This is a genomic window from Pseudacidovorax sp. RU35E (assembly GCF_900156165.1).
Classification (GTDB): Bacteria; Pseudomonadota; Gammaproteobacteria; order Burkholderiales; family Burkholderiaceae_C; genus Xenophilus.
The window spans coordinates 397,240-418,247 of sequence record NZ_FTMY01000004.1 but is presented as its reverse complement, the minus strand read 5'-3'; the positions used below and the strand labels follow the sequence as shown (position 1 = coordinate 418,247).

Here is a 21,008-nt window from a genome sequence, read left to right as displayed (position 1 = left end):
GCGGCAGTGCCGCGTATCAGGCTTCGTCGCCGCCCATCTCGGTGGCGATCTCCAGCAGGTCTTCGGCGCTGGGCTTGTCCCACCCGGGGCCGAAGGTGGCATCACCGAAGTGGCGCAGCATCTCCTGCCGCACCATCGGATGCTGCCACCCGCTGGTGCCCAGCCGCTTGATGATGGACGGATGGGCGCCACGGGCCTGCAGGGATTCCATCAGCTGGCCTTCCAGCTCGCGCTGGGTGGCCTCGGACAACTGCTCGATCGCTGCGAGGCAGCGCTCGTTGGCCCGCCGGATCCACTCGGCCTGCCAGCGCTGGCGGCGCTGCGACTGCTGCTCGCGCGCAGCCAGCGCGGCCGCCGCCGGATGGGCCGCGGTCGACTCGGCGCCGGCATCGGCCTGGTCGCTGCCGCGCGCCAACAGGGCCTTCAGATACCGCGCCGGGTCGCGCAAGGGTTCGGGGTAGGCCGTACTGATGCGCCGCTCCAGCACATCGAGCGCCGTTCGCACGGTGTTCTCGTCGCAGCCGGCGACCAGCTGCTCGAAGGTCTCCTCGCTGAGGCCGAGGGCGATGGCCCGGCTGACGGCCACCATGTCGACCGGCGCCGGTGCGCGGGCCAATGTGAGCGCCGACTGCTTCTTCCGGCCGATGTGGAACTGGATCTCGTCGATGAAGCGACCCTGCTTGTGCTCGACGAGCTCGATCTCCAGATCGGTCAGCGCGTTGACTTCGGCGATGGCCGGCTTGAGCGTGTCGCGCTTGAAGATCCGGTACTCCAGCCGGTCGGTCTTCTCCGTGTGCGGGTTGCCGCTGAGCACCGGATACCACCAGCGCCAGGGCTGCCGCGCCGTGCGGCCGATGTCCTTGTAGCGGGTGCAGATCTCATAGAGCACCACGCCCGCGTGCGTGCGCAGCTGGCTGATCACCTCCAGGCGCAGGCGCGCGAACACGCTCGGATCCAGAAGCTCCTGCTTGAGGTTGACGGCATAGGACCATTCCACCCAGACCTGCCCGCGCTCCTTGCTGAGGCGCGCATGCGCCAGGAGGCCGCTCACATTCCAGGCAGCGCCCTCCCCGCTCGTCGGCGACTGCCATTCCACGGTGGTCGAGACCATCGCCCGCAAGTGCTTCTTGATGAGCGCGTGGTCGTTGCTGTCGAAGTCGAGCCCGCGCACGACCGAATCCAGGGGGGTACGGAAAACGTCCATTTCCATGCCCTGCTCCTGCGCCAGGTAGAGAAGCACGTTGTAGCTCTTGCGCCCGAGGGTGGTGATCCGCGTCGACTTCGGGACGATGGCCAGCGTGTTGACGGCCTTGCGCAGCAGTTGCACATCGTCGGACGAGGCAGACCCGCCTCCGGCCGCAGGGGCGCCAGTGCGCAAGGGGTCGGGGGTGCGGAGCGTCCGTGCCATCCGGCTAATGTAAGCGAGAGGTGAGCCGCACTTTCACCTGAAAGCTGAGACACGAATTTCCCGAAAAGTCTCACGTGAACCGGTGGAGGATCATCTCTGGACACGACGGAAGTGGAGAGTTTTCGGGATCGCGCCTTGCCGCCACACCATCGATTCATCGCCTACCTACGCGCATGGGCCTAAAGCGACCCCCGCATCGGCGCTCGATGCCCTTCGCAGAGCAGTTGAGGCCCCTCGAAACCGCGTCGTGGGAGGACGCCGCAGGCCGCCAGGCACATATTCCTGAAAACCCTCACATGAGGCCCCCCGCCCGACGACGGTCGCCATCACGAAAACACGCACCTGTTCTACCGAAAACTCTCCACGGGCTCCCGTCTTCCCTGCCACGCATTCCCGAGCTGTCTCCACATCATCCCGAACTCATGCATCCAAGTGCACGCAAGTGGTTGTCAGCATTGAACTTTTCGACGCCTAAACGTATTAAAGGGATTGAAGGAATCAAACTCTTTTCCAAAGGCGACACAAACCCAGATTCCTGAAAGTCAACCAACAGGGGTCACCTTGACGCTTTTCTGCACAGACAACGAAATTCCGTCAAGCGACTCGGTAAACTCAAACGTTCAGGAGTTTCATATGGCATCTTCCCCTCTTCCGGCCCCTCGGCCCATCAGTCTCTCGGACATCGCCGCGCAGGCCGAACGCGCTGTCGCCATGATGGAGCAGATCCGCTCCGCCATGTTGGCACCTACCGCCCGGAAGGAGGCGCCGCTCTTCAGCCTCTCGCAGCTTGCCAGCCTGCTGGAGATGGAAAAAGGCTCGATCTCGCACCGTCTCGGCAAAGGCGATCTGCCGGCCGGCCGTCTCAATGCGTCAGGAAGCCGCCGGGAATTCACACTGGCGGAAGCGCGGCAATGGGTGCGTGAGTACCGGAAAGACCGCCTGCGTCCCAGTGGTGCCGAGGCGGTGACCATCTCCATCGGCAACTTCAAGGGCGGGGTGTCGAAGACCACCACGGCGGTGACCCTGGCACAGGGCCTGTCGCTCCTGGGCCACCGTGTGCTGGTCATCGATACCGATCCGCAGGGTTCGCTGACCACGTTGTTCGGCATTCTTCCTGACACCGAAGTAGAGGAGCAGGACACCATCCTGCCCCTGGCCATGGGCACCGAGACCTCGATCCGTTACGCGATACGTCCCACCTACTGGGACGGCATCGACCTCGTCGCGGCAGCGCCGGTGCTGTTTGGCGCCGAGTTCGCGCTGCCCGCGCGGCAAACCCAGGAGCCTGGATTCGAATTCTGGCGGGTGCTGGACTTGGGCATCGATGACGTGCGGGGCGACTATGACGTCATCGTGATCGACACGCCCCCTGCCCTCTCGTACACGACCATCAACGCATTCATGGCGTCCAACGGCATCATCATGCCGCTGCCGCCGAATGCGCTCGACTTTGCTTCGGCATCCCAGTTCTGGAGCCTTTTTTCGGACCTGACGGGCGAGTTGCTGACCAAGCGCGGCCTGGACAAGCACTTCGATTTCATCCACGTGTTGTTGGCCCGGGTCGACTCCGCGGACGCTGCAAGCACCGTGATCCGCCAATGGATCGGCCAGACCTACGCAGAGAAGGTGCTGCCGGTGGAAATTCCCAAGACGGCCGTCACCGGGGTGGCGAGCGCCGAATTCGGAACCGTGTATGACGTGTCCCGCTATGACGGTAGCGCGCGGACTTTCAAGCGGGCGCGCGACGCCTACGACAGCTTTGTCGGGCATATCGAGGGCTCGGTGCGTGCCGTGTGGAACGGGCAGGTCGGGGTGTTGAACGGTTCAACACCTTCTGCAAACCCGGCTAAGGAAGGTCGTCGATGAGCAAGAAACTTGCAGCCAAGGCCAGCCTGATCCAGCTGCCGCCTCTGCGCACGCCGCCTCCGAGCCCGGCGCCGGAAGGAGTGGTTGAACCGCAGCAACTCGGCCAGCCGGCTTCAGTTTCCGCCGCGGCGCCAACGTCGTCTGTGCCTCAGGCGCCCGACGCTCGACCCAAGACTGCGCCGGGCTCGATGGCGGTATTCATGGCGTCACAATCCGCCGCGGTCAAAGAAGCCGAAGAATTGAAGCTGAAGCTTCGCGCCTTCGATGGGGCCGTGCCGATGAAAGCGCTGGACCCGAGGCGCATCCGTGCCTCGCGCTGGGCCAACCGCCACGCGAACGGGCTTTCGGACAAGGCTTTCGAAGAGCTGAAGGCGGACATCGCCTCGAGCGGCACGAATGTCCAGCCCGTGTGCGTCCGAGCCCTGGCGCTGGGCAGCGACACGTCGGCCGACTATGAACTGGTCTTCGGCCATCGTCGGCACCGTGCCTGTCTGGAGCTCGGCATTCCTGTCCAGGCGATCATTGCCGAGATCGACGACAAGGGCCTTTTCGAGGCCATGGAGCGCGAGAACCGCGCCCGCAAGAATCTGAGTGCGTGGGAGCAGGGCATGATGTACCGGCGTGCTCTCGACAACGGCCTGTACGCCTCGCAGCGGAAGCTGGCCGAGGCCGTCGGCGTCGATCTGTCGCTGATCTCCAAAAGCCTCGCGCTTGCCCGTCTGCCCGATGCCGTGGTGGAAGCCTTTCCTTCACCGCTGGACGTGCAGTTCAGGTGGGCGCAACCATTGAGCGAAGTGCTCCAGCGAGACCCTGAGGGATTGGTGGCCCGCGCCAAGGCACTGAAGGCGAGCAAGGTGGCACTGAACGCGAAGCAGGTGCTGGACGCCTTGTTGGGCCAGGGGGACAAGGCGTTGAACCGTTCAACACCGGGGTCGGAACGCCGTTTGGGCAAGGCCGGGCAGGGTGCCGTTCTTGCAGCAGACGCGACAGGCCGCATTACGCTGCGCTTCGATCCTGGCGTATTGACGCCCGAACGCGAAGCTGCGCTGATCGAATGGCTGAACGGACAGCTCAGCGGAAGCTGAGTGCAGATGCCTGGGCGGCAACTGTCCAGCACCATTGAGGCTCTGCACATGTGCGGCAGGGGAGGGTAGGGGCCTGCAAGAGTGGTCGCCCAGTGCGCATCCAGCCCTCCTTCTTCGACGACAACAGTCCTCTCGGCAAACGGCTTCCCCATCGGAAGCCGTTCTTCATTTGGAGCTGAGAGCGAAAGCACCGTGCGGACCCGCGCGCGGGTGGTGACTGCAGTTTCGGATACGCCGCGGGTCACGCGCGCTGCCGTGCCAGCCGCGTTGTCTGCCGCTTCCCCTCGCTTGCTTGCGCGCCGCTCCCGTGCCAGCACTCCCGCGCACCGCCACATCTGGCAGATGCCGCCTGACCTCGCTCGGGGCTTCAGTGCGCTTACAGCGACATAGAGGCCCTAGCAGTACGGACGCGCCTCGGAAACGGCTGCCCAACGCCGCGTGCTGACCCGCCGTCTCTGTGCGCAGTCGACGGCCGTGCATTCACGACGGACCGATGTGTCGGGGGCAGCACCGCTATGAAAGACCTGCCCGAACGTCGCGCGCCGAGCCCAGCACCCGGATCCGGCCCAACGGCGCGACAGCCGGGAAGGGGGCGGCGGCATGGGTGAATGCCCGCACGCACAGGCTACGTATCCACCCAGAGTGCCCCGGCTTGAAGAAAAAGCTTTGCAAGTCAACAGCTTAAACCGCAAACACAAACTGGATTCCACGAATGGACAAAGTAAACTAAGAAAAACACGTGTATTGATAATAAACTGTGCCCCAGCCGTGTCGGCCACCGAATGAACTCCACGCCCATCACGCAAACCTCGTCCCGAGCTGCCGCCAGGCCCCGGTCGCTTCATCGTGGGCACTTCGCCTTCATGCGCGCCGTGATCCAGGGCATCGACGCGCGTCAGGCATGGTCGCGCTACATGCAGGGCGAGGAAGATCGCGTGGATGGCCGGCTGATCCGCCGCGTCATCAACACGTTTCGCGACGAGCTGGCAGCGGCCGCACGCCGTCACGCCAGGCCGGGTACGGCGCGGCTCGTCCTCATGGACGCCAGCCGGCTGCCGGATGCCGCAGTTGCGCGGCCCTCCCTGGAGGACTTCGCCCTGGCGCAGGGGCTCGAAGATTTCTCGCACGAGGACCAGCTGGCGGCCTTCGAGGAGGCGTGGGGCACGGAGGCCGACGAGCATCGCCGGCAGTCCAAGCGACGCCGGTTGGTGGACCGCCAACTGGCGGCACTTTCCTGGCTCGAAGGCCTGTCCGCGCGCTCACCCCGCGCAGACGATCCGGTCGAGGACTGGCTGGCTCCGGCCATTGCCAAACGGATCTCCGACGCGGGCATGCCCACGCTGCGCAGCGTGGTGTCGCGCATCCAGGCCGTGGGCACGCGGTGGTGGGCCGGCGTGCCCGCGGTCGGGCCGACCAAGGCAGCCCGGGTCGTGGAGTGGCTGCGGGTTCACCAGGAAGAAACTGGGCTGCCCCTGGGCCCCCAAGCCTTCTCGCCCATCTCGCGCGTCGGACGTGAACTGCTCGAATGCCTCGTCGAACCCGCCACGGCCCTGCGACCCCTCGAGAAGTTCGTGGTGCCCGAGGCACTCTGCGGCAGGGGAGGGCGCTTCCGCGCCCCGGCGGCGAACTGCCAGATCGACGCACAGGACGACAGGCAGGCGGTGGAGCGCTGGCTCGACCGACGCGGCCGGGCCGCTGCGCCGTCGGAAGACACGCGGCGCGCCTATCGCAAGGAAGTGGAGCGACTGCTGCTGTGGGCCGTCCTGAAGCGGGGAAAGGCCCTGTCGGCACTGGAGGGTGCCGACTGCGTCGCCTTCATCGGCTTTCTTCGTTCGCCCCCGGCGGCCTGGTGCGGGCCACGCCATCATGAGCGGTGGTCACCGCTGTGGCGGCCGCTCGAAGGCCCGCTGGGGCCTGCCGCCTTGCGACGCTGCATCGCGGTGTTGCGCAGTCTGTTCGGGTTCCTGCATGGATGCGGTTACCTGACACACGACCCCGCTTCGGGCTTGCGTCTGCCGGAAGAAGCCAACCGTGCCCGGGCCCCTGAGCCCGCAGCCGACGCATCGACGCTGCTCGACATCCACCAGGCCGCGTCCGTGCCGGCAACGCCGGGCCTGGTGCGGGCCAGGCGCGTCGCCGCCTGGCTGCGCGGGACGGGGATCAAGCCCGGCGCGCTGGCGCGCGCACGATGCGCCGACCTCCTGCCCCCCGACGCCGCCAGGGCAGGCGGTGCAGCATGGCGGCTGCGCGTGCCGCAACGGGGACGTGCACAGCCCGACATGCTGGAAGTGCCCGACGAGCTCATTGCCCAGCTGCGGTTGGTGCTGGGCGCATGGGGCCACCCGGCCGACCCTACCCACGATGCCAACGCAAATATCCCGCTGGTCATGGACGAGCGGGATGGTCGTGTCACGGGCCTCAGTCGCGGGGGCGTCTACAAGGCCGTGAGGCGGTTGCTGCAGCACTGCAGCACCGGCAGGTCATGGCCCAAACGGCGTGTGCTGCTCGGCGCTACGCCCCAGCGTCTGGCCAGGGGGCGAGGGCGCCGCTACCCGGCGGTATGAGGCACCGCCGGTGCGCCGTTCAATGCGCTGACTTGTGCGAAGCCGTGCCGCGCATGCCTTCCGCATGCTGCAGATGCTTCTGCACGACCGGAATCGTCTTGGCAGCATAGGCGCGCAGGTCGTTGTCGCCCGTCTCGCGCTGGGTCCGCTGCAGCTTCTCCAGCGTCTGGCGGTGATCCGTCACGCCCACCATGCGGATGTATTCCTTGTCGAAGGCCGCGCCGCTCAGTGCCTTAAGCCCGGTGGCGACGAGCTTGTGCTTGGCATCGGGCTCGGTCGGCAACTCCACGTCCTTGGTCCGCGCGAGTTCCTGCAGTTCGGTCAGCGCCTTCTGGTGGTCTTCGACCATCTGAGCACCGAAGCGCTTCACGTCCTCGCTTGCGCCTTTCTCCTGCGCCATGCGCCCGGTCTCGACCTCGGCAATGTTGGCCTGGGCCAGGTCCCGCATCATCCGCTGATCGGCCACAGCGACGCCCGGCGTCTTCTGGGCAGTGGCCCGCTGGGCGGGCGGTTGAGGGGCAGCCGGTGCGGTGGGTGAGGTCTGCGCCTGCTGCGCGGCAACGGTCTGCAGCAGCCCGGGGCCCAGTGCCAGAGCGGCGGCAATGCCGAGGGCGTGGATACGGGGGGCGTGTGGGCGAGTCATGAGGATCCTTGTCTGAGAAAGATGGCGGCGCAGGAGTGCACCGGCCTTCGCTCAGACTAGGCGGCGACAGGGCCACCGCCGTCGGACGATTCATGGGCCGGCGTGGGACGCGAAGCGAAGCCCACGACGGACTGGAATGGCCGGGATCAACGCGCCGCGGGCAGCGCGTAGGCGCGTACGGCATCGCCAGGCTTGGTGCCCGTCGAGCCATGGCCGCCGGCGGCCACCAGCACGTACTGGCGACCATCGTCACCGGTGTAGCTCATCGGCGTGGCCTGGCCGCCGGCAGGCAGGCGGTCTTCCCATAGCTGGCGACCGCTGCGCATGTCGTAGGCGCGCACATAGTTGTCCAGCGCCCCGGAGTAGAAGGCCACCCCGCCCGCCGTCATCATCGGACCGCCGATGCCGGGCACCCCCATGCGGAAGGGCAGGGGCAGGGGCGACAGATCGCGCACCGTGCCGTTGCGATGCTTCCACGCCACCTGGCCCGAACGCAGGTCCACGCCGGCCACATAACCCCAGGGCGGCGCCTGGCAGGGCAGGCCCACGGGCGACATGAAGGGCTTCATCTTGGCCGCGAAAGGCGCGCCGAAGTTCTCGTTGAGCGCCGGCAAAGACCCCTTGGGCGGACCGCCTTCCTGCACCATCAGTGTCGAGTCGTCATGCCGGCGCACCAGCTTCGACACGAAGGCCAGATAGGTCGGTGTGGTGAAGGCCCAGCCATGCTGCGGATCGACCGCGATGCCGCCCCAGTTGAAGACGCCGAAGTTACCGGGATAGATGATCGATCCCTGCTCCGACGGGGGCGTGAAGCGGCCCTCGTAGCGCAGCCGATGGAAGGCGATGCGACAGGCCAGCTGGTCGAACATCGTCGCGCCCCACATGCTGCGCTCGGTCAGCGGCGGCGGCTCGAAGGAGAGGGCGGACTTGGGCTGCGTGGGCGCCGTGTGGTCGCCCTCAGCCGCGCCCTGTGGTGCGGGCCGCTCGGTCACGGGCAGCAGGGACTGGCCGGTACGCCGGTCGAGCACGAAGAGCTCCCCCTGCTTGGTCGGCTGAACCAGCGCCGGCACGCGCTGCCCGCCGATGTCGAGGTCGATCAGCGTGGGCTGCGCGGGCACGTCGTAGTCCCACAGATCATGGTGCACGGTCTGGTAATGCCAGCGCACGCGGCCCGTGGCGAGATCGAGCGCGACGACCGACGACGAGTAGCGCTCCACCGCCTCGCTGCGTTTGCCGCCCCATTGATCCGGCGGCTGGTTGCCCATCGGGATGTAGACCATGCCGAGCGCTTCGTCCACGGATGAGATCGACCAGCTGTTGGGCGAGTTCGGCGTGTAGGTGCGGTCGGCTGCCAGGGGCGCCGTGTCCTCGGGATTGCCCGAATCCCAGTTCCATACCAGGTCGCCGGTCTGGATGTCGAAAGCCCGGATGACACCCGACTGCTCCTTGACCGAGGCGTTGTCGAGCACCGTGCCGCCCACGATCAGCAGCCGGTCGGTCACCACCACGGGCGAGGTCGAGTAGTACGCCCCAGGCCGGACGTTGGGCATGTGGCGCCACAGGTCGATCTGCCCGCTGCCACGGCCGAAGTCGGCGCAGACGGCACCGTTCTCCGGGTTGAGCGCGATCACACGGCCATCGGCGGTGGGCATGAAGAGCTTGGCAGGGCACGTCGGTGCGGTCGGGCCCTGGCGTGCTGCCACGGGCAGCGGACGGGTGGCAGGCGCGCTGCTGCCTTCGGCCTTCGCGCCGTCGCCGGTGGGTGAGTTCATGGGCGCTGCACTGGCGGCGGTGCCCGCGCCCGGCCGTGCCGCTGTGGGCGCTGTCGATGATGTGCCAGTCGTTGTTGCCTGGGGCGCCGCAGCGGCCGCGGGATCCGGTGGCGTGTCTGTACCAGTCGTCGTGTCAGGGTCCACGGCGGCGGACGCGGCGCGGTAGGAAAGTCCGCGGCAGGTCAGATGCTGCAGCGCCAGGTCGCCGGCGATCTGCGGATCGAAGCGCCACAACTGCTTGCCGCTGGTCGCGTCGAGCGCAATCACGGACTGGTGCGGCGTGCAGAGGAACAGCCGGTTGCCTATCTTCAGCGGGGTCACTTCGAAGGTGGTTTCCTCCGGATCGCCTGGCCGCCCGCGAAGGTCGCCCGTGTTGAATTCCCAGGCCAGCTTCAGCTGGTCCACATTGGCAGGCGTGATCTGCGAGAGGGGCGAGTAGCGTTGGCCTTCGCCGGTTCGACCATAGGCGTGCCATTCTCCGGCCGGCAGCGCAGGGGAGGGCGGTTGCACGGCCGCGCCGGTGGTGGCCTGGAGCTCGCCGCCGATCTCGTGCGGTGCCCGGAACCAGGAGGCGACGGCCAGCACGAGCGATGCCACCAGCACCAATCCCAGTGCGGTCCTGCCACTGGCCAGCGCTCGCCCATCGGCCGTGGCCATGGTCCTGGGTCGAAGCCCCCGCTCGAGGGGGCGGGGACGTGTGATGTCGCGCGACAGCGACCGGCGCATCCAGGGCAGCACCAGCCAGAGCCCGAGCACGAAGAGCACATCCAGCCGGGCGGCCAGCGGCCACCAGTCCAGACCCACTTCCCACAGTGCCCAGGCAGCGGAGCCGAGCAGCAGCGCCGAATAAACCCAAAGGGCCGACGCGGCCCGTCGCAGCAGCAGCACACCAGTCACCGCCAGTGCGATGCCGGCGACAAGGTAATAGGCGCTGCCACCCAAGGTGAGCAGCCAGGTGCCGCCGGCGGCCAGCGCCAGGCCGAGCAGAAGAAAGATGACGCCGGTGATGCGTGCCATGGAAGCCTTTCGCGATGAGGCGACCGCTCCGCGGCCCACGGGGCACGCGTCGACGGCGCAGGAGATACACCGCGACGAGGTTGCCGCCGACAGGGCCGGCGTGCTGTCGGTCATCGCCCGGCCGGACTGTCGTCATCGGCAGGACCATGCCGCGGCGCATGACATCGCAGCGGCGTGACAGGCGATCCCGGACGGCGCGGCGTCACACCACGGTCTCGGGGCCGGGCACGACCCGGTCATAGCGCTTCATCTCTGCCGGCGCCACGCCCATCCAGCGCGCCACCATCTCGGGCCGGCTGCCGCGGCGCAACTGTCGCAGCGCGAAGGTGTGCCGCAGGCGGAAGGAGCCACCGGCACCGCCCCGGCTGCCCACGCCCGCGGCCTCCAGCACCTTGCGCGCGCATTGGTACTGCGAGTCGGCCAGCCATGGCTTGCCGGTACGGGTGGACGGAAAGAGGAACTCGCCGCCGACGCGCGCGGCCTCGCGCACGTGTAGCCAGTGATGGAGCAATTCGGCGGCCCACGGTGCGACCGGCGTCTCTCGTGCCCGGATGGTGCCGTTGGCCGGCACGCGCAGCTTCCAGGTCCGGGCCTGGGGTCCGACGCCATTCATCACGGGCGAAGCCAGGGTCAGTGCGCGCACGTCGCTGGGTGCCAGGCCCGCGCCCAGCTGCAGCGCAACCGAGGCGCGGTTGCGAATCTCCTGCCACGGCAGGCTGGCGAGCGCTGCCGGATCCTGGCCCGGCCGGGGCCGGGCGGCCCACAGGTGGGCCAGCAATAGCCGCGCCTCCTGGGGCGTCAGCACTTCGGGCGGCGGATCGGCCCGTTCCGATTCGGCATAACGCACGTGGGGATGGGCGCGCACCCAGTCCGCGGGCGCGCGATTGGGGCGGCTGCCCGTCCGCTCGGCGTGGTGCGCAAGCACCCGCTCGATCAGCCGCATCAGCCGCAAGGCATAGCGGGGCGAGAGGGACTGGTCCGTCGCCTTGCGGCCATAGCGGGCGGACTGGAAGGCATGCAGGTCGCGCTGGTCCACCGTGTGGATGCGCACGACCGGTGACTGACCGAGGCACCAGGCGGCGAAGCTGTCCCACATGGCCTGGTAGACCTCGCGGGCGCCGGCCTTGCGCAGCACCCCAGCGCCGTGCTGGTCGGCCGCCCATGCCTCGAAGGCTTGCTGGAAAGCGCCGGGATTCGAGGGGACAACACGTTCGATCATGGCGCGACATGCGGAAAATAAGTTAACGGACTTCGGAGTGTCGTCCACATTGGGTGCTGCTCGCTAGTTGCTGTTGAGTCTGCCGTTAACTTATTTTTGAAGGTCGATCCACCCGCACCATTGGCCGTCACTGCCCCTGGAAGCTGGCTGACCCACATCCACGATGCCTTCACGCAGGATTTCGCCAATTCAGACCTGTCCACATGGCTCAAGACTCCTCCCCCTTGCCCATGACCCGTGCGCCCGACGGCATCGTCCGGGCGCATACGCTTCCGCATAGAGGGTTGGTGCGCCATGCGAGTCCGCTTTCGCTTCTGGTCCTGGGGGCGCTCCTGATGCTGGGCATGTCCGGCCTGCTCGGTCATGCAGGCGTGGATCGCCACACCTACCGCAGCGACACCCAGTCCCACACGCTGGACATCGAGATGCCCACCGTCATCCGCACCGGTGACTTCTACGAAACGCGCCTGCACATCACGGCCGGTGCCGACATCCACAAGCTCACCCTTGCCGTCCCAGTGGCCCTGTGGCGAGAGATCACGGTCAACGCCATGATCCCCCAACCTGGTTCCGAAAGCGCCGACGGCGAGGCATACACCTTCGACTTCGGGCCGCTCGCGGCCGGCAAGGAGATTCGCATCAAGATCGCCGCCCAGGTCAACCCACGTCTTCATGGCCTCCTTGCCGGCGAGATCGAAGTGCGCGACGGCGAACGGGTGCTCGTGCGTGCGCCGCGCCAACTGCGGGTGCTTCCCTGATGGAAGTCGTTCTTCGCGCCACGGCGATGTTCGCGGTCGTCTACCTGCTCGTGCGGGTGCTCGGCAAGCGCGAACTCGGTCAGATGACGCCCTTCGAGTTCATCGTCATGGTCGTGGTGGGAGACCTGATCCAGCAGGGCATCACCCAGAACGACTTCAGCCTCACGGGCGCCACCCTGGCGATCAGCACCTTCGCGTTCTGGGGCGTGGTGCTGAGCTGGGCCTCCTACCTCTCCCCAAGGGCCGCGCGCCTGCTGGAAGGCGAGCCCCGTGTCCTGATCCAGCATGGCCGACTGCTGGACCACAGTCTGCGCCGCGACCGGCTGACGCGCTCGGAGATCGAGTCCGAGATGCGGCTGACGGGCATCGCGTCGATGGCCGATGTGGCCTGGGCCGTACTGGAGCCCAACGGCAAGATAAGCTTCATCAAGAAGGAGGAGGGCGCGAACGAGCCCTCCCGGCAACAGGACGACCAGGCCGCCGGTTGAGCGGGGGACGCGCACCCGGACCTGTCACAAACGACCCGGCCCATCCGTCTGCCCGTGATGAGCGACACGACCGACCTTTTCCTGCGCCTGCGGCCTCGACTGCACGGCATCGCCTACCGAATGCTTGGCTCGCCTGCAGAGGCGGAAGACGTGGTGCAGGACGCCTGGCTGCGCTGGCAGGCCAGTCCGCACGACGCACTGGCGAGCGCCGAGGCCTGGCTGGTCACCATCACCACACGGCTGGCCATCGACCGCCTGCGCAGTGCCCAACACCAGCGCGAGCAGTATGTCGGCACCTGGCTGCCCGAACCGCTGCTGAGCGACGACGCGGCCCCCTCGCCGGAGGCATTGCTGGAGCGGGCCGACGACCTGTCGGTCGCCTTCATGCTGCTGCTCGAGCGCCTGGCCCCCGAGGCCCGCGCCGCCTTCCTGCTGCGAGAAGTCTTTGACGCCAGCTACGACGAAGTCGCACAGACGCTCGGCAAGAGCGAGGCGGCCTGCCGTCAGATCGTGCATCGGGCCCGCGCCCAGTTGCAGGACGCACGGCCTCGACATTGCGTGGCGCCCGAGCACCAGTTGCGCCTGCTGCGCGGCTTTGCCGACGCGGCCGCCAGCGGCCAGTTGGCGCAGCTGCAGGCGCTTCTCGCCGAAGATGCGCAACTGGTCAGCGATGGCGGTGGCAAGGTGCCCAGCTTCGGCGTGCCGCTGGTGGGCGCGCGGCGCCTTGCCCAACTCTATTGGGCGGTTCAACGGCGTCATGGCCCGCGCGTACGCTACGAGGTCGTGGTGCTTAGCGGACAGTGGGGCTTGCTGCGCTTCATCGACGAGACGCTCGAATCGGCCCAGACCTTCCAGACCGATGGCCAACGCATCCTGGCCATCCACACCCAGCGCAACCCCGACAAGCTCGGCCGCATCGCCGCCGCGCGGGGCCGGCCTCTGGCAGTTGTCACAGACACGGGGGCCGGCTCGTCTTGAAGGTGTGTCCAACACTTCTTCAAGATGACCACCATGCACGGCCAACCCCGCATTTCCTGGATGCGCATCGCGCCCAAGCCGTACCAGGCCATGATCGCTGCCGGCGCCACGCTGGCCGACTCATCGCTGGGGCCGGTACTCCTCGAACTGATCAAGACGCGCGTGTCCCAGATCAACGGCTGCGCTTTCTGTCTCGACATGCATGTGCGCGACCTGCGAAAGCTGGGCGAGTCCTGGCAACGCATCAACAGCCTTTCCACCTGGCGTGAAGCGCGCCTCTACACCGAGCGCGAGCGCGCGGCGCTGGCCTGGGCCGAAGTCCTCACCCGTCTTGCCGACGGCCATGCGGCACACGATCAGGTCTTCGATGAGCTGCGCGCCCACTTCAGCGACCAGGAGATCGTCGAACTCAGCTGGGCCATCGCCCAGATCAACACCTGGAACCGCATGGCGGTGGGCATGAGCGCGCCGGTGCCGGCCCAGGATATCGCCTGAGCGCGAAGCAGCCGGCGCCGTCACGCCCGGCGTGATTCGTCAATCCGGAAAGTTGTCGAGCGTGGCCGGCTGTGCCACCGAGACGCGATTGCCGGTCTCCCGGTAAGCGGCCGCCGTCACATAGGCAATGCGCCGCACCCGCATGATCGACCCGAGCGGCCGATGGGCCGCGAGGCCGTGCCACGGCGAGAAGGCCATGCCGTCGTCGACCGCCTTGACCCGCGCATCGCTCCAGGCGTTCTGTGGCCCTGCGGTGACGCGCGCCACGGTCACGTAGGGGCTGCGATCCTCCGGCCATTCCACGGTGGCATCCTCGATCGGCATCACGTGGAGGTCGGTGCACAGCTGGACCTGGAGGTCCCAGGTGCCGCCCTGCGCGCGGAAGTGCGACACGACGGCATCGCGAATGGCGTTGGGGCTGTCGTCCATGTCCAGCACCTGGTCCTTGAGCGCCAGCAGTTCGGGCGAGACCGGGGTCAGGCGCAGCTTGGCCATGCAGGTGCCGTACAGCACCGGCACCTGGGTGAAGAACGTCTCGCCCAGCAGGTGGGTGAGCGGGTGCGCGCCCATCGACTTGAGCGCACCGCTCTCGGCGCCGACCGCCTCCAGCGTCTTCTCGACGCCGCGCAACGCAGCGGACAGCCACTCCTTGGCCTTGGGTGCACGGTCCGTGGTGGCGGCCAGCAGCTTCAAATTACCGAGGAACTTCTTGGCGTTGGGCGTGCGGAAGACCGGCCCGTTGACCATGACGAAGTCCTGCGTCACCTCGCCCTCGGAGCCCTCCATCCGCTCGCCGGGCACCCCCACGAGCTTGAGGGCGACGCCGCGGGGCGTGGACACCTTGTCGCTGAGCAGATCGCCGGGCGGCGTCGACAGGCGCATGACTGCGCCGTAGCGGCCAGGCGTGGCGAACAGTCCCTGCGCATAGTCCGCCGGCAGCCCGTCGAGCACCTCCACCTCCGCACGCAGAAGACCATGGGCCTTGGCATGCACGCTGCGATAGGCATGGCCCTCGTCACGGTGGACGTGCTGCGAGATCTTGATCATCGTCTCGCCCAGCTCGCGGGCAATCTGCAGTTCGTCCTCTTCGGTCTGTTCGAACTCGGGTCTGTAGTGCAGCGGCGTCACGGGGGCCTGTGCGGGTGGGGTCATGGGTGGCGGTCGCCGGAGCCGGCGTTCTCGGGTTGGACAAGGATGGGCACCGACTTGTAGGCCGGCACGTGGCTGCCTTCCGCGTGGTGCCACAACGGCACCAGCGGGTTGCATTCGGGGTAATAGCCGGCCACGCAGCCTTCGGGGATGTCGTAGGCGCGCACCGTCAGCCCGCGCACCTCACGCATCACGCCGTCGTCCACGGCGGTACGCACGTCGACGCGCTGGCCCGGCTGCAGGCCGTGCCGACTGATGTCGGCCTCGTTCATGAACAGCAGATCGCGGGTGCCGCTGACATCGCGGAAGCGGTCGTCCAAGCTATAGATCGTGGTGTTGAACTGGTCGTCGCTGCGCATGGTCATCAGGCGCAGCGTCTGCGGTGGGCGCCCAGGCGCGTCCGGGTCGGCCACCAGCGTGCCCGGCACGATGAAGTTGGCCTTGCCGGTGGGCGTCTTCCAGTCGCGCTGGCGCGCCGTGTTGGGCTTGGGAAAGCCGCCGGGCTGCACGAAGCGGGCCTCGAAGTCGTGGAAGATCTTGGGGTAGGTTGCCTCGATGGCGGCGCGCACGCTGGCATAGTCGTCGCGCCACTGAGCCCAGGGTACCTGGGCCGCGTCGCCCACCGCGGCCTGCGCGAGCGCGCTGACGATGGACAGCTCCGAGCGCAGCCGTGCGTCCGCGGGCTCGGCCACGCCCTGCGAAGCATGGATGAAGCCGGTGGAATCCTCCATCGACACACGTTGCTCCCTGCCGCCCTGCCGGTCGATCTCGATGCGGCCGATGCAGGGCAACAGATAGCTCGTCTCGCCAGGCACCAGGTGCGTGTGGTTGAGCTTGGTCGCCACATGCACGGTGAGCGCGAGCCGCGCCCAGGCCGGCTCCAGCCGCGTGCTGTCGGGCACCGAGCGCAGCAGGTTGCCGCCGAGGTTGAGCATGGCGCGCACGCTGCCGTCGAGCACCCCCTGGCAGGCGCCCACGGTGTCGAGACCCTTGTCCCGTGGCGGCTCGAAGGCATATTGCCGGCCCAGCTCGTCCAGCGGGGCGAGCTCCGGCTTCTCGGTGATGCCCACGGTGCGCTGGCCCTGCACGTTGGAGTGGCCCCGCACCGGGCAGATGCCCGTCCCCAGGCGGCCGATGTGCCCGCCCATCAACAGGAGGTTGCACAGCATCTGGACGTTCTTCACGCCCAGCCGATGCTGCGTCAGACCCATGCCATAGACCGCGATCACCGACTTGGCACCGCCCAGCACGGCCGCCACGCGCTCCAGCGCGGCGCGCGCCAGGCCGGATTCGCGTTCGATCTCGTCCCACGACTGCTGCATCACCCAGCTCGCAAAGTCGTCGAAGCCGTGGGTGTGCTGAGCGATGAACTCGCGATCCAGGCCCTGGCCTCCAGCGGCTGCAGCCGTCAGCAGGGCCTTGGCGACGCCCGTCAGTGCCGCCAGGTCGCCCCCCACCTTCACCTGCAGATACTGGGTCGAGACCTCGGTCGAGACCGGCGTGAGCATCTGCATCGGCGACTGCGGGTCGATGAAGCGCACCAGCCCGGATTCGCGCAGCGGGTTGAAGCTGATGATGGGCACGCCGCGATCGCGCGCCGCCTTGATCGGATGCAGCATGCGCGGGCTGTTGACCCCCGGGTTCTGCCCGACGAACAGCAGGCAGTCGGCATGCGCGAAGTCGTCCAGATGCACGGTGCCGATGGGCACGCCGATGCTCTCTGGCAGCGCGACCGACGTGCTCTCGTGGCACATGTTGGAACTGTCGGGCAGGTTGTTGTTGCCATAGACCCGGGCGAAGACCTGCCAGGCATAGCTGGTCTCCAGCGAGGCGCGGCCCGATGCATAGAAGACGGCGGACTTGGGGTCCTCCGCGCGCAAGGCCCGCATGCGGGCTGCGATGTCCGCGATGGCCTCGTCCCAGCTCACCTCGACATAGCGGTCGGTGGCGCGGTCGTAGCGCATGGGTGCCGTGAGCCGGCCGCCCGCTTCGAGTTCATGGTCCGACCAGCCCCGCAGCTCGCTGACCGGATGGGCTTCGAAGAAGTCGGGGGACAGGCGACGCGACGTCAGCTCCCATGCCGTGGCCTTGGCGCCGTTCTCGCAGAACTCGGCCACCCGGGGCTCGGCCGGCTTGGCCCAGGCGCAACTCACGCATGCGAAGCCCTCGGTCTTGTTCTGCTTGAGCAGGGCACGCGTGATCTGGGCGACGTTGCCTTCCTCCAGCGTGTAGCGGGCCACGGCCTTCAGCGACTGCCAGCCGCCGGCGGCCATGGGTTCTTGGGGATCGGTGGAGCCTGGGGTCATCCCGCGAGGGTCCGCCCCCTTGGCGCGTCCACGGGTCGGCCTGCATGAGCCGCCTGCGTAGGCCAGATGGCCGGCCCGCGTCATCCCGGGGCCGCCAACGCGATGCGGCCGCCTCAGGTCAGCCTGTGTTCAGCCGACGGGCGGCATCTGCTGCGCCACGGCCATGATCTGCTCGCGGACCCAGCGCACGCCGGGGTCGTCGTCGCGCAGGCGGTGCCACTGCAGCATCTCGGTGAGACGCGGCGTGGGCATGGGCGGTGACAGCAACCGCAGCGGCATGGCCTGCACGAACTGCTGGGCCAACCGCGTCTGGATGGTGGCGATGCGCTGTGTGCCCACGATGAAGCGCGGCATCAGCAGGAAGCCGTGGGCCACCACCTCGACGCGACGGTTGCCACCATGCTCGTTGGCGTACCACTGCTCGAACCAGGGGTTGGCGCCCAGGTCGGCCTGGTAGACCACGTGCCCGAGCGCCACGTACTGCGCGGCGCTGATGCCATCGGCCAATGCGTCGTTCTGCGCGCAGGCCACGACGTGGTAGGTGTCCTCGAACAGCAGCTCCTGCGGATGTTCGGCCAGCGTCAGGTGCGCTGGCGTGACCAGCAGGTCCACCCGGCCCTGGTCCAGGTCCTGCGCCATGGCGGCATGCGTGGGCCGCACATCGAAGCTCAGGCGCGGCGCCATCTGCGCGATGCGACGCAGGGCCTCGGCCATCAGCACCTGCACCACATAGTCGGAGGCGATGATGGTGAAGTGCCGCCGCGCCGTGGCCGGGTCGAAGTCGGGCTGCACGCCCAGCGTGGCATCCACCTGCAGGATGATCTGGCGCACCGGCACGATCAGCGCCTCGGCCCTTGGCGTGAGCTGCAGCGTGCGCCCGACGGGCACGAGCAGGGCGTCGCCGAAATAGTCGCGCAGGCGCGCCAGCACGCCGCTCATGGCCGACTGCGTCATGTGCAGCCGCTCGGCGGCGCGGGTCACGTTGCGTTCGGCCAGCAGCGCGTCGAGTGCCGCAAGCAGGTTGAGGTCGATGCGTTGGTAGCGCATGCAGGTCGTCTCCGGTGGGGCGCAGATCATAAGGAGGCGCGTCGCGAATGCGTGCCCGGACTGCAACACGCCTCGGGCAGGGGCCGATCCATCGCGCCGGCCGATGGCTGGCATCGGTCGAATCTGTTGGTCTTCGCGGCCGCGCCGAAACACACTTCGGCCCGCTTCGAGATTCCCAATGACCCGAGACAACCCCCTGCGCGGCTGGCAGGTCGACCGCGCCGCCATCCGCCATGTCGGCCGCGATCTGCAACGGCCCGAATGCATCCTGTGCCAGCGCGACGGCACCGTGTGGGCGGCGGACGCCCGCGGCGGCGCCATGCGCATCGCGCCCGACGGCAGCCAGAAACTGCTGGCGCCGGCCGCGCCCGCCCAGCCGGACGCCATCGACTTCGACCAGCGCTATGTGCGCAGCGAAGGCTCGCTGCCCAACGGCATGACCTTCCTGGCCAATGGCGAGCTGCTGATCGCCAACTGGGGCACCGACGCGGTGGAGGTGATGGACCGCCAGGGCCGCGTGCGCCGCCTGTTCGACCACATCAACGGCCAGCCGCTGGGCAAGGCCAACTTCCCGCTGCGGGACCGCCACGGCCGGCTCTACCTCACGGTCACCACGCGCATGCAGCCGTGGACCGACTCCATCAACGCCCGCGCCACCGACGGCTACATCGCGCTGTTCGACCTGCAGGGCCACGCGCGCATCGTGGCCGACGGCTTCGAGGGCACGAACGAGATCCGCCTGGACGACGCCGGCGAATGGATGTACGTGGTCGAGAGCAACGCCCGCCGCATCTCGCGCCTGCGCGTGCGGCCCGACGGCACGCTGGGCGAACGCGAGGTCTACGGCCCGGCCCGGCTGCCCGGCTTTCCCGACGGCTTCGCCTTCGACGTGTTCGGCAACCTGTGGGTGACGCTGATCATGACCGACCGGCTGGTGGCCATCACGCCCGACGGCGAGCTGTTCACCCTGCTGGACGACGGCAACGCCGAGGCCACGCGCGCGCTCGATGCGCACTTCGAGGCCCGCACCCTCACGCCCGGGATCATGGCCGCCGCCCACGGCACGCTGGCGCCCTGGATGGCCAGCCTGAGCTTCGGTGGCCCCGACCTGCGCACCGTCTACCTCGGCAGCCTGCGCGGCACCACCCTGCCCAGCTTCCGCGCCCCCGTGGCCGGCCAGGCCCCCATCCACTGGAACGAAGATTTTTCCGCATGAAACTCGCCACCCTCAAGAACGGCCGCAAGGACGGCCGGCTGGTCGTCGTCTCGCGCGACCTGCGGCAGGCCGTCGACGCCACGGCCATCGCGCCCACCCTGCTCGACGCGCTGGAGCGCTGGCACGAGGCCGAGGCGCCGCTGCTGGCGCTGTATGCACAGCTCAACGCCGGCCAGGCCGAAGGCGCCTTCGCCTTCGACCCGGCGCAGGCCGGCGCGCCGCTGCCGCGCGCGCCGCAGTGGTGCGACGGCTCGGCCTTCCTCAACCACGGCCGGCTGATGGAGAAGGCCTTCAACATCGAGCCCGCGCCGGATTCGGACCGCATCCCGCTGATGTACCAGGGCGGCTCCGACGACCTGCTGGGCCCGCACGACGACCTGCCACTGCCCGACGAGGCCCACGGCATCGACTTCGAGGGCGAGTTCGGCGTGATCGTCGGCGACGTGCCGCTGGGCTGCCCCGCCGCACTGGCGCTGCGCCACGTGCGCCTGCTGGTGCAGATCAACGACGTGAGCCTGCGCGGCTTCGGCCCGCGCGAGATGCGCACCGGCTTCGGCTTCTTCCAGGCCAAGCCTTCTTCCAGCTTCGCGCCGGTGGCCGTCACGCCCGACGAGATCGGCGAGGCCTGGCGGGACGGCCGGGTGCACCTGGACCTGACGGTGATGCGCGGCGACGAGCGCTTCGGCCATCCCAACGGCGGCGAGATGAGCTTCGGCTTCGACCAGCTGATCGCGCATGCGGCCTTCACGCGCCGCCTGACGGCCGGGACCATCTTGGGCTCGGGCACGGTCTCCAACGCGGGCGGCCAGCGCGGCTCGGCCTGCATCGCCGAGCGGCGCGCCATGGAGCTGATCGAACACGGCGCCAGCCGCACGCCCTTCCTGCACTTCGGCGAGCGGGTGCGCATGGAAGCGCAATGGCAGGGCGCACCGGTCTTCGGCGCCATCGACCAGCGCGTGGTGCAGGCCCTGGCGCCCACCGCCTGAAGGAGCCCCCG

17 protein-coding genes are annotated in these 21,008 nt (G+C 68.2%); 10 read left to right on the top strand and 7 right to left on the bottom strand.

Translation table 11 applies throughout. The features are described 5' to 3' along the window. Positions 1 to 16 precede the first annotated feature (16 nt). Complete coding sequence (locus tag BXA03_RS09655; protein ID WP_083715989.1) at positions 17 to 1,408, bottom strand: replication initiation protein; 1,392 nt, start codon at positions 1,406 to 1,408, stop codon at positions 17 to 19. A 633-nt stretch (positions 1,409 to 2,041) separates the two neighbouring features. On the opposite strand from BXA03_RS09655, the gene BXA03_RS09650 reads away from it, so the two are divergent. The 3 genes from BXA03_RS09650 (at position 2,042) to BXA03_RS09640 (ending at position 6,923) form a co-directional block, all read left to right on the top strand. Further along, positions 2,042 to 3,274, top strand: a complete 1,233-nt coding sequence (locus tag BXA03_RS09650) for an AAA family ATPase (RefSeq protein ID WP_076506613.1) — start codon at positions 2,042 to 2,044, stop codon at positions 3,272 to 3,274. Further along, the gene (locus BXA03_RS09645) at positions 3,271 to 4,359 is read left to right on the top strand and encodes a ParB/RepB/Spo0J family partition protein (RefSeq protein WP_083715988.1); all 1,089 of its coding nucleotides are present in this window, start codon (positions 3,271 to 3,273) and stop codon (positions 4,357 to 4,359) included. Before BXA03_RS09650 ends, BXA03_RS09645 begins: the two co-directional genes overlap by 4 nt. An 863-nt stretch (positions 4,360 to 5,222) precedes the next feature. After that, the gene (locus tag BXA03_RS09640) at positions 5,223 to 6,923 is read left to right on the top strand and encodes a phage integrase family protein (RefSeq protein WP_076506609.1); all 1,701 of its coding nucleotides are present in this window, start codon (positions 5,223 to 5,225) and stop codon (positions 6,921 to 6,923) included. A gap of 19 nt (positions 6,924 to 6,942) precedes the next feature. On the opposite strand, the gene BXA03_RS09635 is transcribed toward BXA03_RS09640, so the two are convergent. After that, positions 6,943 to 7,566, bottom strand: coding sequence for a DUF4142 domain-containing protein (locus BXA03_RS09635; RefSeq protein ID WP_076506607.1), 624 nt, complete (start codon positions 7,564 to 7,566; stop codon positions 6,943 to 6,945). A gap of 146 nt (positions 7,567 to 7,712) precedes the next feature. Next, complete coding sequence (locus BXA03_RS09630) at positions 7,713 to 10,355, bottom strand: glucose/quinate/shikimate family membrane-bound PQQ-dependent dehydrogenase (protein ID WP_076506605.1); 2,643 nt, start codon at positions 10,353 to 10,355, stop codon at positions 7,713 to 7,715. Here BXA03_RS09630 and BXA03_RS09625 point away from each other — a divergent pair. Continuing rightward, entirely contained in the window at positions 10,333 to 10,533 is a 201-nt protein-coding gene (locus BXA03_RS09625) for a hypothetical protein (protein WP_143476260.1), read from the top strand. The two genes, BXA03_RS09630 and BXA03_RS09625, sit on opposite strands and share 23 nt — an antisense overlap. A 24-nt stretch (positions 10,534 to 10,557) precedes the next feature. Here BXA03_RS09625 and BXA03_RS09620 read toward each other — a convergent pair whose 3' ends face one another. Then, positions 10,558 to 11,574, bottom strand: a complete 1,017-nt coding sequence (locus BXA03_RS09620) for a tyrosine-type recombinase/integrase (RefSeq protein ID WP_076506601.1) — start codon at positions 11,572 to 11,574, stop codon at positions 10,558 to 10,560. A 230-nt stretch (positions 11,575 to 11,804) separates the two neighbouring features. On the opposite strand from BXA03_RS09620, the gene BXA03_RS09615 reads away from it, so the two are divergent. Genes BXA03_RS09615 through BXA03_RS09600 form a run of 4 tightly spaced genes read left to right on the top strand, consistent with a single transcriptional unit; the run spans position 11,805 to position 14,293 of the window. Next, entirely contained in the window at positions 11,805 to 12,332 is a 528-nt protein-coding gene (locus BXA03_RS09615; protein WP_143476259.1) for a hypothetical protein, read from the top strand. Then, positions 12,332 to 12,820, top strand: a complete 489-nt coding sequence (locus BXA03_RS09610) for a DUF421 domain-containing protein (RefSeq protein WP_076506597.1) — start codon at positions 12,332 to 12,334, stop codon at positions 12,818 to 12,820. The genes BXA03_RS09615 and BXA03_RS09610 overlap by 1 nt, the downstream gene beginning before the upstream one ends. 57 nt (positions 12,821 to 12,877) lie before the next feature. Further along, a complete protein-coding gene (locus tag BXA03_RS09605; RefSeq protein WP_076506595.1) occupies positions 12,878 to 13,798 on the top strand; it encodes an RNA polymerase sigma-70 factor in 921 nt (306 codons plus the stop codon). 33 nt (positions 13,799 to 13,831) lie between these two features. After that, on the top strand, positions 13,832 to 14,293 hold the full coding sequence (locus tag BXA03_RS09600; RefSeq protein ID WP_076506797.1) for a carboxymuconolactone decarboxylase family protein: 462 nt from the start codon (positions 13,832 to 13,834) through the stop codon (positions 14,291 to 14,293). Positions 14,294 to 14,332: 39 nt separating this feature from the next. Here the strand turns inward: BXA03_RS09600 and BXA03_RS09595 are convergent, their stop codons facing one another. The 3 genes from BXA03_RS09595 to BXA03_RS09585 form a co-directional block, all read right to left on the bottom strand. Continuing rightward, positions 14,333 to 15,445 carry a catalase family protein gene (locus BXA03_RS09595; protein ID WP_076506593.1) on the bottom strand — a complete coding sequence of 371 codons (1,113 nt, stop codon included), beginning with the start codon at positions 15,443 to 15,445 and terminating at the stop codon, positions 14,333 to 14,335. Further along, a complete protein-coding gene (locus BXA03_RS09590; RefSeq protein WP_234983641.1) occupies positions 15,442 to 17,715 on the bottom strand; it encodes an FdhF/YdeP family oxidoreductase in 2,274 nt (757 codons plus the stop codon). The genes BXA03_RS09595 and BXA03_RS09590 overlap by 4 nt, the downstream gene beginning before the upstream one ends. A gap of 162 nt (positions 17,716 to 17,877) precedes the next feature. Further along, the gene (locus BXA03_RS09585) at positions 17,878 to 18,795 is read right to left on the bottom strand and encodes a LysR family transcriptional regulator (RefSeq protein WP_076506589.1); all 918 of its coding nucleotides are present in this window, start codon (positions 18,793 to 18,795) and stop codon (positions 17,878 to 17,880) included. Between the two features lie 178 nt (positions 18,796 to 18,973). Between BXA03_RS09585 and BXA03_RS09580 the strand changes: the two genes are divergently transcribed. Both BXA03_RS09580 and BXA03_RS09575 read left to right on the top strand, forming a co-directional pair. Continuing rightward, positions 18,974 to 20,011 (top strand): SMP-30/gluconolactonase/LRE family protein, encoded by a 1,038-nt coding sequence (locus BXA03_RS09580; protein ID WP_076506587.1) that lies wholly within the window; start codon positions 18,974 to 18,976, stop codon positions 20,009 to 20,011. Beyond that, complete coding sequence (locus BXA03_RS09575) at positions 20,008 to 20,997, top strand: fumarylacetoacetate hydrolase family protein (protein WP_076506585.1); 990 nt, start codon at positions 20,008 to 20,010, stop codon at positions 20,995 to 20,997. Before BXA03_RS09580 ends, BXA03_RS09575 begins: the two co-directional genes overlap by 4 nt. Positions 20,998 to 21,008: the final 11 nt, after the last annotated feature.

Bases quoted from the DNA above. Each gene is read 5' to 3' on its own strand.
- BXA03_RS09580 (WP_076506587.1), top strand. From the start codon at position 18,974: ATGACCCGAGACAACCCCCTGCGCGGCTGGCAGGTCGACCGCGCCGCC.
- BXA03_RS09605 (WP_076506595.1), top strand. From the start codon at position 12,878: ATGAGCGACACGACCGACCTTTTCCTGCGCCTGCGGCCTCGACTGCAC.
- BXA03_RS09575 (WP_076506585.1), top strand. From the start codon at position 20,008: ATGAAACTCGCCACCCTCAAGAACGGCCGCAAGGACGGCCGGCTGGTC.
- BXA03_RS09620 (WP_076506601.1), bottom strand. From the start codon at position 11,574: ATGATCGAACGTGTTGTCCCCTCGAATCCCGGCGCTTTCCAGCAAGCC.
- BXA03_RS09630 (WP_076506605.1), bottom strand. From the start codon at position 10,355: ATGGCACGCATCACCGGCGTCATCTTTCTTCTGCTCGGCCTGGCGCTG.
- BXA03_RS09635 (WP_076506607.1), bottom strand. From the start codon at position 7,566: ATGACTCGCCCACACGCCCCCCGTATCCACGCCCTCGGCATTGCCGCC.
- BXA03_RS09600 (WP_076506797.1), top strand. From the start codon at position 13,832: ATGCACGGCCAACCCCGCATTTCCTGGATGCGCATCGCGCCCAAGCCG.
- BXA03_RS09615 (WP_143476259.1), top strand. From the start codon at position 11,805: ATGACCCGTGCGCCCGACGGCATCGTCCGGGCGCATACGCTTCCGCAT.
- BXA03_RS09650 (WP_076506613.1), top strand. From the start codon at position 2,042: ATGGCATCTTCCCCTCTTCCGGCCCCTCGGCCCATCAGTCTCTCGGAC.
- BXA03_RS09585 (WP_076506589.1), bottom strand. From the start codon at position 18,795: ATGCGCTACCAACGCATCGACCTCAACCTGCTTGCGGCACTCGACGCG.
- BXA03_RS09610 (WP_076506597.1), top strand. From the start codon at position 12,332: ATGGAAGTCGTTCTTCGCGCCACGGCGATGTTCGCGGTCGTCTACCTG.
- BXA03_RS09645 (WP_083715988.1), top strand. From the start codon at position 3,271: ATGAGCAAGAAACTTGCAGCCAAGGCCAGCCTGATCCAGCTGCCGCCT.
- BXA03_RS09590 (WP_234983641.1), bottom strand. From the start codon at position 17,715: ATGGCCGCCGGCGGCTGGCAGTCGCTGAAGGCCGTGGCCCGCTACACG.
- BXA03_RS09595 (WP_076506593.1), bottom strand. From the start codon at position 15,445: ATGACCCCACCCGCACAGGCCCCCGTGACGCCGCTGCACTACAGACCC.
- BXA03_RS09625 (WP_143476260.1), top strand. From the start codon at position 10,333: ATGACGCCGGTGATGCGTGCCATGGAAGCCTTTCGCGATGAGGCGACC.
- BXA03_RS09640 (WP_076506609.1), top strand. From the start codon at position 5,223: ATGCGCGCCGTGATCCAGGGCATCGACGCGCGTCAGGCATGGTCGCGC.
- BXA03_RS09655 (WP_083715989.1), bottom strand. From the start codon at position 1,408: ATGGCACGGACGCTCCGCACCCCCGACCCCTTGCGCACTGGCGCCCCT.